At 73.1% G+C, this 9748-nt stretch carries 11 protein-coding genes; 6 read left to right on the plus strand and 5 right to left on the minus strand.

The window, feature by feature from the left end; genetic code table 11:
* Nucleotides 1-34: 34 nt before the first annotated feature.
* Nucleotides 35-937: an alpha/beta hydrolase family protein gene (locus tag DLJ59_RS02240; protein ID WP_124770851.1), complete on the minus strand. Its 903-nt coding sequence runs from the start codon at nt 935-937 to the stop codon at nt 35-37.
* Nucleotides 938-1059: 122 nt separating this feature from the next.
* Here DLJ59_RS02240 and DLJ59_RS02245 point away from each other — a divergent pair, with 122 nt between their 5' ends.
* Both DLJ59_RS02245 and DLJ59_RS02250 read left to right on the plus strand, forming a co-directional pair.
* Nucleotides 1060-1635 carry a TetR/AcrR family transcriptional regulator gene (locus DLJ59_RS02245; RefSeq protein WP_244235794.1) on the plus strand — a complete coding sequence of 192 codons (576 nt, stop codon included), beginning with the start codon at nt 1060-1062 and terminating at the stop codon, nt 1633-1635.
* Nucleotides 1636-1763: 128 nt separating this feature from the next.
* Nucleotides 1764-2558: a hypothetical protein gene (locus DLJ59_RS02250; RefSeq protein ID WP_124770852.1), complete on the plus strand. Its 795-nt coding sequence runs from the start codon at nt 1764-1766 to the stop codon at nt 2556-2558.
* A gap of 66 nt (nt 2559-2624) precedes the next feature.
* On the opposite strand, the gene DLJ59_RS02255 is transcribed toward DLJ59_RS02250, so the two are convergent.
* The 4 genes from DLJ59_RS02255 to fabG form a co-directional block, all read right to left on the minus strand.
* A complete protein-coding gene (locus DLJ59_RS02255) occupies nt 2625-3404 on the minus strand; it encodes an HAD-IIA family hydrolase (RefSeq protein ID WP_124770853.1) in 780 nt (259 codons plus the stop codon).
* 15 nt (nt 3405-3419) lie between these two features.
* Nucleotides 3420-4448, minus strand: coding sequence for a ferrochelatase (locus DLJ59_RS02260; protein WP_124770854.1), 1029 nt, complete (start codon nt 4446-4448; stop codon nt 3420-3422).
* Nucleotides 4449-4548: 100 nt separating this feature from the next.
* A complete protein-coding gene (gene fabI, locus DLJ59_RS02265; RefSeq protein ID WP_124770855.1) occupies nt 4549-5316 on the minus strand; it encodes an enoyl-ACP reductase FabI in 768 nt (255 codons plus the stop codon).
* A 27-nt stretch (nt 5317-5343) separates the two neighbouring features.
* Entirely contained in the window at nt 5344-6048 is a 705-nt protein-coding gene (fabG, locus tag DLJ59_RS02270; RefSeq protein WP_124770856.1) for a 3-oxoacyl-ACP reductase FabG, read from the minus strand.
* A 155-nt stretch (nt 6049-6203) separates the two neighbouring features.
* Here fabG and DLJ59_RS02275 point away from each other — a divergent pair, with 155 nt between their 5' ends.
* The 4 genes from DLJ59_RS02275 to DLJ59_RS02290 form a co-directional block, all read left to right on the plus strand.
* Nucleotides 6204-7433: a sensor histidine kinase gene (locus DLJ59_RS02275; RefSeq protein ID WP_124770857.1), complete on the plus strand. Its 1230-nt coding sequence runs from the start codon at nt 6204-6206 to the stop codon at nt 7431-7433.
* The gene (locus DLJ59_RS02280) at nt 7430-8092 is read left to right on the plus strand and encodes a response regulator (protein ID WP_124770858.1); all 663 of its coding nucleotides are present in this window, start codon (nt 7430-7432) and stop codon (nt 8090-8092) included. The genes DLJ59_RS02275 and DLJ59_RS02280 overlap by 4 nt, the downstream gene beginning before the upstream one ends.
* A 99-nt stretch (nt 8093-8191) precedes the next feature.
* On the plus strand, nt 8192-9097 hold the full coding sequence (locus DLJ59_RS02285) for an alpha/beta hydrolase (protein ID WP_124770859.1): 906 nt from the start codon (nt 8192-8194) through the stop codon (nt 9095-9097).
* On the plus strand, nt 9094-9748 hold a 655-nt coding region (locus tag DLJ59_RS02290), incomplete at its 3' end, for an acyltransferase family protein (protein ID WP_148096922.1). The genes DLJ59_RS02285 and DLJ59_RS02290, both read left to right, overlap by 4 nt.

Here is a 9748-nt window from a genome sequence, read left to right on the forward strand (position 1 = left end):
GCCCCACCCCAGCCACACGCCACCACAGCGTCGATCATGGAGTGGATTCGAGGCGGCCCAGGCTGCTCTCGACCGGTGCCGGCCAGACGGAGTCCTTGAGGCCGAGGGCGTCCCGGAGGTAGGCCCAGGTGAGGCGCTGGATCAGCGCGACCCGCTCGGGGCTTTCGTCCGTCGTCTCCTTGGCTTCGTAGTCGGAGATGCCACCGAGCGTGTGCTCCGCCCCGAAGAGCGTGAGCAGGCTCTTGCTGCCCGGGCTCAGGTGGTACGCGTCGGTGAACCAGTCCGGCCCACGGACCGACAACGGGGAGTCGTCCCGATCGCCCGCGACCACGAGGGTCGGGGTGTTCATGTCCGCGAAGCTCGGGCTCATGAAGGGAAAATGCTCGGCCGCGAAGGGCGAGAGATCGCTTCCACCTTGGCCGGTCACGGCCAGCAGGACGCCTGCCTTGATCCGTGGGTCGAACAGGTCCTCTCCGGGGTTGCCGTCGGCGTCGAGGACTCGGGCCCCCAGCAGGGTGCTCGCCGTCTGGGCGCCCCAGGAGTGGCCGGCCACGGCGATCCGGGTGCGGTCGAGGCGTCCAGCGAGGCCGGGGACGGACGACTCCAGCAGGTCGAGCTGGTCGAGGCTGCGCTTCAGGTCGTCCACCCGAATGCGCCAGATCCGCGGGGTGCGGGGGTCGTCGGGCGGAAGGTTCAGTCGGCGTGAGTCGAGGTGGGTGGGCTGGATGACGACGAAGCCGTGTGAGGCCCAGAAGTCGACCAGCGGACCGTAGATGGTGGCCGAACCGCCGAAGCCGTGCGAGAGGACGATGACGGGCAGTTCGTGGCCGGTCGTGGGTGCGGAGACCCGTACCTGCAGATCGTCGCCGCGATCCGGGGTCGGCACCGTGATGGGGTGGACCGAGACCACCGGCGTGGGCGCTGGCATTGCGTGCATTGTCGCTCCTGCGTGACTTGGTGTTGGCCTGCCGCTCTGGCATGCTGCATATGTGGAACTTGGTTCCGCTAAAACATACGGAACACGGTTCCGTTTTTCCAAGGGATGTGACGGGGGTAACGGTGACCGGCACCGAGTCGGGCGCCCCGCGCAAGCAGCGGGCTGATTCGCGGCGCAACGAGACGGCGCTACTGGAGGCGGCCGCCGCGGCATTCGTCGCCTCCGGAGTCAATGCGCCGGTGCGCGACATCGCCACCAGGGCCGGCGTCGGCGTCGGGACGATCTACCGCCACTTCCCGACCCGGGCCGATCTGATCGTCGCGGTGTACCGACACCAGGTCGAGGCATGCGCCGAAGCCGGCCCCGTGCTCCTGGCGGAGAGCGCCACACCGCACGCCGCCCTGGCGAACTGGATCCACCTCTTCGTCGACTTCCTGGTCACCAAGCACGGTCTGGCCGAGGCGATGCGGTCCGACGACGCCGCCTTCCAAACCCTGCACGCCTACTTCCTCGCCCGGCTCGTCCCCGTCTGCGCCGAACTGCTCGACGCCGCCAGCACGGCGGGCGAGATCATTCCCGGCATCGACCCCCTCGTCCTGATGCACGGCATCGGCAATCTCTGCATCGGCGCCGACAGCCCCGACTACGACGCGCGCCGCATGGTCGAACTGGTCATCGCGGGCTTGCGGCTGCGTTAGCGCTCAGAGGAGATCCCCACCCGGACCGCGCCGGCGGCGGGATCGGGCGAAGGGGGCAGTTCGGGGCACGCAGGGCGGCCAGAGCGGCAGTCGAGACAGGGCCGGTCGTGACCACGTACCCTTTCGGCATGTCCACCCCCGCAACGAGCGCGGCCACACTCGCGCCGCGCCGGTCGAGCCGGTTCGTTGCCTGGGTGCGCGCGTGGCGCGCCGGGCTGGTGCCGTACGACGAGGTCGCCGACGCCATCGCCGGCGACGAGGAACACCTCGTTGCGGACGCCCCAGGCACCTGGACCGACGTCCCGCTGGGCGCCGCGCTGCCCACCCTGGCCAAGCTCTCCCCCGACGAGATCCGCCTGGTGCTGCCCGCGCCCGGCGACCCCCGGGGTCTGCCCGGCCCCGGCGACTTCGCCGGCGCGGCACTGGTCGCGGGTGAGGCGGTGGTCGCCGGCGGGCTCGGGTTGATCCCGGAGGTCCGCTCGCACACCTCCGGCTCCGGGGACTGCTTCGAGACGGTGCTGTGGCGGGTGTACCCGCTGCCCGCCAACGCGCCCGCCGCGTCGCTCTCGTTGCCTGGCGCCGCCGAGGCGGAGGCCGAGCTGGCCGCCGCGCTGGCCGAGACGACCGCCGCGCTGACCCGCCTCGACGTGGCCCAGTGGCGGCCCGAGCTGGCCGGCGCGCTGGCCGCGTTGCGTCGCCCCGACGGCGCCACCGATCTGCCGCCGGGCTTCGACCCGCGGGCCCGTCGACTCTTCGCCCGGGCCGCGGTGCTCGACCGGGTGCTCGCGCTGGCCGGGCACTCCGCGCCCGGCGGGGCGATCAACAACTACGAGGCGCAGCAACGGGACGCGGCACTTCGCCCCCTCACCGCCGCCTGCCGGCAGGCGCTGGTAGCCGCCTGCAACGCCCCCCTGCGCCCCTGACAACCGCAGCGCCGAGCACCGACGGCCCGATCACCGCCGCCGGCACGGCGGCGGTGATCGGGTTGGTCAGACCTCGTCGAGCAGGTCCGCGACCGAGTTGACGATCCGGGACGGGCGGTACGGGTAGCGCTCCGCCTCGGTGCGGCTGCTGATCCCGGTGAGCACCAGGATGGTCTCCAACCCGGCCTCCAGGCCACACAGGATGTCGGTGTCCATCCGGTCACCGATCATCGCGGTGCTCTCCGAGTGCGCATTGATGGTGTTGAGCGCCGAACGCATCATCATCGGGTTGGGCTTGCCGACGAAGTACGGCTCCACCCCGGTCGCCTTGGAGATCATGGCGGCGACCGAGCCGGCGGCGGGGAGCGCGCCCTCCATGGACGGGCCGGTCACGTCCGGGTTGGTGCAGATGAACCGGGCGCCGTCGTTGATCAGGCGGACGGCCTTGGTGATCGCCTCGAAGCTGTACGTGCGGGTCTCACCGAGCACCACGTAGTCGGGGGCGAAGTCGGTCAGCACGTAGCCGACGGCGTGCAGGGCCGTGGTCAGCCCGGCCTCACCGATGACGTACGCGGTGCCACCCGGCCGCTGGTCGGCGAGGAACTGGCCGGTGGCCAGCGCGGAGGACCAGATCGACTCCTCCGGAACGTCCAGCCCCATCCGGCTGAGCCGGGCCGTCAGGTCACGCGGGGTGTAGATCGAGTTGTTGGTCAGCACCAGGAACGGCTTGCCGGAGGCGCGCAACCGGTTGATGAACTCCGGCGCGCCGGGCACCGGCTGACCCTCGTGCACCAGCACGCCGTCCATGTCGGTCAGCCAACTCTGCACGGGCTTGCGGTCATGCATTTTGATCCTCAGAGGTCAGGGGCGACGGGTCGGCACACAACAGACGGTGGGGCAGGTGTCCCACATCGGCAGCTCGCCCAGGCGGCGGCGCAACTGCGCGCCGTCCGGGTCGGTCCGCTCGGTGACCAGCTCCCGCACCATGGTCACGAAGCGCGGGTCGGTGCCCGGCGTGGCGGCCCGGACGAAATCCAGGCCGAGCTGCTTCGCCGTCTCCAGCGCTTCGGTGTCCAGGTCCCACACGACCTCCAGGTGATCGGAGACGAACCCGATCGGGCTGACCACCACCCCGGTGGTGCCGCCCCGCGCGAGGCTGGCCAGGTGGTCGTTGATGTCCGGTTCCAGCCACGGCACCTGCGGCGGGCCGGAGCGGCTCTGCCAGACCAGGTCGTACGCCAGGTCGGGTGCGGCGGCCGCGGCGACGAGCCGGGCGGTCTCGTGCAGCTGCGCCTCGTACCGGCCGCCGTGCGGGCCGGCGTTGGCCGCCATCGAGCTGGGGATGGAGTGGGCGGTGAAGACCAGCCGGGTGGTGTCCCGCAACGCCTGGTCGAGCTGGTCCAGGGCCGCCCGGACCGCGTCGACGTGCGGCTCGACGAAACCGGGGTGGTCCCAGAACTGGCGCAGCTTCTCGATCACCGGGGCGTCCGGGCCGACGGCGGCACGGGCGGCGGCGATGTCCTCCTGGTACTGCCGGCACGACGAGTAACCGCCGTACGCGCTGGTGACGAAGGCCAGCGCCCGGGTCACCCCGTCGTCGCGCATCTGGCTGACGGTGTCGGCGAGCATCGGGTCCCAGTTGCGGTTGCCCCAGTAGATGGGCAGGTCGACGCCGTGCGCGGCGAAGTCGGCACGGACCGCGGCCAGCAGGTCCCGACACTGCTGGTTGATCGGGGACACCCCACCGAAGTGCTGGTAGTGCTCGGCGACCTCGGCCAGCCGCTCGGGTGGCACACCCCGGCCCCGGGTCACGTTCTGCAGGAACGGCATCACGTCCTCGGGCCGTTCCGGCCCGCCGAAGGACACCAGGACCACCGCGTCGTACGACATGGGGTCATTCTTGCCCCTCGGCCGGGACGTCCCGGCGACGCCCCCTGATCCGGACGCGCAGATCACGCGTCCGGCGGTCAGGGAGCGTCGCGGTGCGGCGTCAGGAACCGATCGCGTGATAGCCGCCGTCGACGTGAACGATCTCGCCGGTGGTGGCCGGGAACCAGTCGGAGAGCAACGCCAGGCAGGCCCGCGCGGCGGGCTCCTGGTCGGTGAGGCTCCAGCCCAGCGGGGCCCGCCCGGCCCAGGCCTCCTCGAACTGGTCGAAGCCGGGGATCGACTTCGCGGCGATGGTACGCAGCGGCCCGGCGGCCACCAGGTTGCTGCGGATGCCCTGCTTGCCCAGGTGCAACGCCAGGTAGCGGGACGCGGACTCCAGGCCGGCCTTGGCCACGCCCATCCAGTCGTAGACCGGCCACGCCTTCGTCGCGTCGAAGGTCAGGCCGACCACCGCGCCGCCGGGCGACATCAACGGCAGCGCCGCCATGGCGAGCGACTTGTACGAGAAGGTGGAGACGTGCAGGGCGGTCGCCACGTCCTCCCAGGGCGCGTCGAGGAAGCCGCCGCCGAGGCAGCTCTGCGGGGCGAAGCCGATCGAGTGCACCACACCGTCGAGGCCGTCGACGTGCTCGCGTACCCGGTCGGCGAGGCCGGCCAGGTGCTCGGTGTTGGTGACGTCCACCTCGATCACCGGCGCCGGCTCGGGCAGCCGCTTGGCGATCCGCTCGACCAGGGAGAGCCGGCCGTAGCCGGTGAGCACGACCTGCGCGCCATTCTCCTGAGCGAGCTTCGCCACCGAGAAGGCGATCGAGGCGTCGGTGATGACACCGGTGACGAGCAGCCGCTTACCGGCGAGCAGTCCGGACATCGCAGATTTCCTCCGTAGTCAAAAGGGTTAGTGGCCCATGCCGAGGCCGCCGTCGACCGGGATGACGGCGCCGGAGACGTACCCGGCGCTGTCGGAGGCCAGCCAGGTGACCACGGCGGCGACCTCGTCCGGGCTGGCCATCCGACCGGCCGGGATGGACTTGAGGATCTCCGCCTTGCGGTCGTCGGAGAGGCCGGCGGTCATGTCGGTGTCGATGAAGCCGGGCGCCACCACGTTCGCGGTGATGTTGCGGCTGCCCAGCTCCCGGGTGATCGAGCGGGCGACGCCGACGAGGCCGGCCTTGCTGGCGGCGTAGTTGACCTGCCCGGCACCTCCGGCGAGGCCGACCACCGAGGAGATGAAGATCATGCGGCCCCACTTGGCGCGGAGCATCTTGCCGGAGGCACGCTTCGCGACCCGGAACGCGCCGGTGAGGTTGGTGTCCACCACATCGGTGAACTGCTCCTCGGACATGCGCAGCAGCAGCGTGTCGGCGGTCATGCCGGCGTTGGCGACCAGCACCTCGACCGGCCCCAGCTCGGCCTCGACGGCGGCGAACGCGGCGTCGATCGAGGCGGCGTCGGTGACGTCGGCGCGTACGCCGAACAACCCGTCGGGTGCCTCGCCGCTGCGGTGGGTGACCGCCACCCGGTCGCCCTGCTTGGCGAAGGCCTGCGCGATGGCCAGGCCGATCCCCCGGTTGCCCCCGGTCACCAGCACGGTACGGGCCACTGTTCCCCCTTGCGAATGGTCAGCACGGACGCGTCGGAGCCTAGGCGTTACCGGCAGGTAAGCGCTAACGGGAGTCGCGTCACACTGGGGTATCACACCGGGATCAACCCCTGGTGGCACGCCTGGTGGCGGGGTCGGCCCGTAGCCTCCGGGTGGTGAACCGGCAACCGATCGCCGTGGCCCTGCGGGGCCTGCGGCAGACCCTGCTGGGCCCGGACGCCCCGGTCGAACGACCGCTGCTGGCCCGGTGGCCCGGGCCGGCCCGCTACGCCGCCCCGGTCGGCCTGCTCGCCGCCCTCGGCCTCTTCCTGATCACGCTGACCGTGGAGAGCGAGTGGGGCCTGCCGACGCCGGTCGCCGTGCTGTTCGCGGCGATGACCGTGGCGCCGCTGCTGGCGCTGCCCCGGCGTCCGCTGCTGGCCTGGCGGTTGACGGTGCTGGCCCTGCTGATCTGCACATTCAACGCCCCCGCCGACCAGGCCTGGCCGTGGACCCCGCCGCTGACACTCGGGTCGATCGCGGTGCTGGCGGTGGTCGTCGCACGGGTCGACCGGCCGGTGCTGGCCTGGGTCGTGCTGATCAGCACGGTGCCGGTGCTCACCCTGGTCCATCCCGACAACCGGGTCCCCGTCCTCCTGCTGGTCGGCGCGCTGTCGATCGTCGGCGACCTGATCCGCCGCAACCGGGTGTCCCGGCACGCCCTCGCGGCGCAGGCCGAGCTGAGCGAACGCGAGCAGGAACGCCGCGGGGTGCTGGAGGAACGCACCCGGATCGCCCGGGAGCTGCACGATGTGGTGGCCCACCACATGTCGCTGATCGCGGTACAGGCGGAGACCGCCCCGTACCGGCTGACTGACGTGCCGGCCCCGGCAGCCGCGGAGTTCGTCGCCATCGCCGCGTCGGCCCGCGACGCGCTCACCGACATGCGGCGACTGCTGGGGGTGCTGCGCAGCGAGACGAGCGGGCCGCAGACCGCGCCGCAGCCGGACCTCACCGACCTGGGCGCGATGGTGGACGCGGCTCGCCGGGCCGGGCTGCCGGTGACCCTGGACGCCGAGCCGGTGGAGGACGACCGGGTGCCCGCGCCGGTCGGGCTGGCCGCGTACCGCATCGTGCAGGAGGGCCTGGCCAACGCGGCCCGCCACGCGGCCGGCGCCGCGGTGCGCGTCACCGTCCGCGTCGGTCCGTCCAACCTGGGGGTACGCGTCGAAAACTCCCCTACCGACGTCCGACCGACCGCCGACGGCGGCTCCGGGCACGGGCTGACCGGCATGCGGGAGCGGGCCACCTCGCTGGGCGGTACGTTCACCGCCGGGCCGCTGCCCGACGGGGGTTACGCGGTGGCGGCCGAGTTGCCGTACGACGCGGAGGGCGGGGACCGATGATCCGGGTGCTGATCGCCGACGACCAGGCGATGGTCCGGCAGGGTTTCGGCGCGCTGCTCGCCGCCCAACCGGATCTGCTGGTGGTGGGTGACGCCGCGGACGGGGCGCAGGCCGTGGCCGCCGCACGCCACCTCGACCCGGACGTGGTGCTGATGGACGTGCGGATGCCGGTGATGGACGGGCTGGAGGCCACCCGCAAGCTGCTCGGTGACCGGTCGGCGCAGCGACCCCGGGTGCTCATCCTCACCACCTTCGACCTGGACGACTACGTGTACGAGGCGCTGCGCGCCGGGGCCAGCGGCTTCCTGCTCAAGGACGCCCCGGCGGCCGATCTGGTGCAGGCGGTTCGGGTGGTGGCGGCCGGGGACGCGCTGCTCGCCCCGGCGGTCACCCGCCGGCTGATCGCCGAGTTCGCGGCCCGCCCGGACCGCCGCCGCCCCCGCCCCACCGACCTGGCCGGGCTCACTCCACGCGAAACCGAGGTGCTCCGGTTGATCGCCCGGGGCCGCAACAACGCGGAGATCGCGGGTGACCTGGTGGTGGCCGAGCAGACCGTGAAGACGCACGTCGGGCGGATCCTGGCCAAGCTGGGTCTGCGCGATCGGGCCCAGGCCGTGGTGCTGGCGTACGAGACGGGCCTGGTGTCCGCCGGCGAGTAGCCCCGTGGAGCCAGTCTCCGAACGGCTCTCCGGCACGACGACCGGGCCCCACCTCTGGGCGCACTCTCCCTCCGGACGACATTCCGGAGGGAGAACGTGATGCGACGACGAGGTGCCAGCCGGCTGGCGATGGCCGCGCTGCTCGGCGTGAACCTGGTCCTGCCGACCCGACCCGGTCCGGCCACGGCGGCGGGGTTCGTCGAGGCGTACCCCGTGATGGCGGCGGCGATGCGCGCGGCCGGCCCCCCGTACGCGGACTGGGCGGCCGACGGACGCCGGTTCCTGCTGTTCGACGCGCGCGGTGACGGCCGGGCGGTCGAGGTGCTCGGCGACCTCGCCACGGCGGACCGGATCGCGGTGCTGGTCCCCGGGGTCGGCAGCACCCTCGCCGACTTCGACAGGGGGTTGGGCGGGGTGGCCCGGCGAGCGCCGGCGGTGCAGGCTGGGCAGCTCTACCGAGAGCTGCGGGCGACCGACCCGGCGGCGCGGGTCGCGGTGCTGGCCTGGCTCGGCTACGACCCGCCCGACGGGGTGTTGACCGCCGCCGGTGGCGTCAGCGCCCGGCGCGGCGCGGCCGGGCTGGCCACGCTGCTGCGGGAGCTGGCCGGGCGGCGTCCGGCGGCGACGATCACGCTGGTCGGGCACAGCTACGGGGCGCTGGTGGTGGCACTGGCGGCGGCGGACGCCCCGTCCCAGGTCACCGACGTGGTCAGCCTCGGCGGGGTCGGCGCTGGCGTGCAGCGCGCCGACGACCTGCCCGGCGGGCGACGGTTCTGGGCGGCCGAGGCGCCGACCGACTGGATCCGTCGGGTCCCGCCGGTGCGGCTTCCCGGCCTGGGCTTCGGCCGGCGACCCGGCGACCCGGCGTTCGGCGCCCGCCCCCTGCCGGTGGGCGGGGTGGCGGGGCACGACGGCTACCTCGCGCCGGGCAGCGCCGCGCTGGTCGCGGTGGGGGCGATCGTGCTGGGCAGCGTCGACGTCGACCGGATCGGGGACGCGCGGTGAGCCGGGACCGTGCCGTCGACGCGCTACGGGCGTACGCCATCGGCGGGGTGGTGCTGGGGCACTGGCTGGTCACCGGCTTGGTGCTGACCTGCGACGGTGGGCTGCACCAGGCCAGTCCGCTGACCGCCCTGCCCGGCCTGGCCCCGATGACCTGGGTGTTGCAGACGCTCGGGTTGTTCTTCTTCACCGCCGGGTTCGGCTCGGCCCGGTCGCTGGCCCGCCACCCGGACGGTACGGGCCGTTGGCTGGCCGGTCGGCTGCGCCGGCTGCTGCTGCCGGCTGTGGCGCTGCTCGGCGTGGGCGCCGCCGTGCTGCTCGCCGCCACCGTCGTCGGCACCTCCGACGACACGCTCGCTGTCGCGCTGCGGCTCGCGGTCAGCCCGCTGTGGTTCCTGCTACCGCTGGTGATCCTGGTCGCGGCGACCGGCCCGCTGCGCGCCGCCGTACGCCGGTGGGGGGTGGCGCGTTGCGGAACACCGGCGGTGGTCATGGTCGCCGCGGTCGACCTGGCCGTCCGCCTGCTACCGGCCGGCACCGACCTGCCCCCGGTCACCGTGCTGGCTGCCTGGTCGGTGCCGTACCTGCTGGGGGTGGCGCACGCCGACGGGCGGCTGGACGGGCGGCGGGCGCCACCCCCAGCAGGTACGGCAC

Source organism: Micromonospora inaquosa, from assembly GCF_003857055.1.
In the GTDB taxonomy this organism is placed as follows: Bacteria; Actinomycetota; Actinomycetes; order Mycobacteriales; family Micromonosporaceae; genus Micromonospora; species Micromonospora inaquosa.

Excerpts from the sequence above, each read along its gene's own strand:
- DLJ59_RS02240 (WP_124770851.1), bottom strand. The coding sequence starts at position 937 with ATGCACGCAATGCCAGCGCCCACGCCGGTGGTCTCGGTCCACCCCATC.
- DLJ59_RS02250 (WP_124770852.1), top strand. The coding sequence starts at position 1,764 with ATGTCCACCCCCGCAACGAGCGCGGCCACACTCGCGCCGCGCCGGTCG.
- DLJ59_RS02255 (WP_124770853.1), bottom strand. The coding sequence starts at position 3,404 with ATGCATGACCGCAAGCCCGTGCAGAGTTGGCTGACCGACATGGACGGC.
- DLJ59_RS02260 (WP_124770854.1), bottom strand. The coding sequence starts at position 4,448 with ATGTCGTACGACGCGGTGGTCCTGGTGTCCTTCGGCGGGCCGGAACGG.
- fabI (WP_124770855.1), bottom strand. The coding sequence starts at position 5,316 with ATGTCCGGACTGCTCGCCGGTAAGCGGCTGCTCGTCACCGGTGTCATC.
- DLJ59_RS02280 (WP_124770858.1), top strand. The coding sequence starts at position 7,430 with ATGATCCGGGTGCTGATCGCCGACGACCAGGCGATGGTCCGGCAGGGT.
- DLJ59_RS02285 (WP_124770859.1), top strand. The coding sequence starts at position 8,192 with ATGCGACGACGAGGTGCCAGCCGGCTGGCGATGGCCGCGCTGCTCGGC.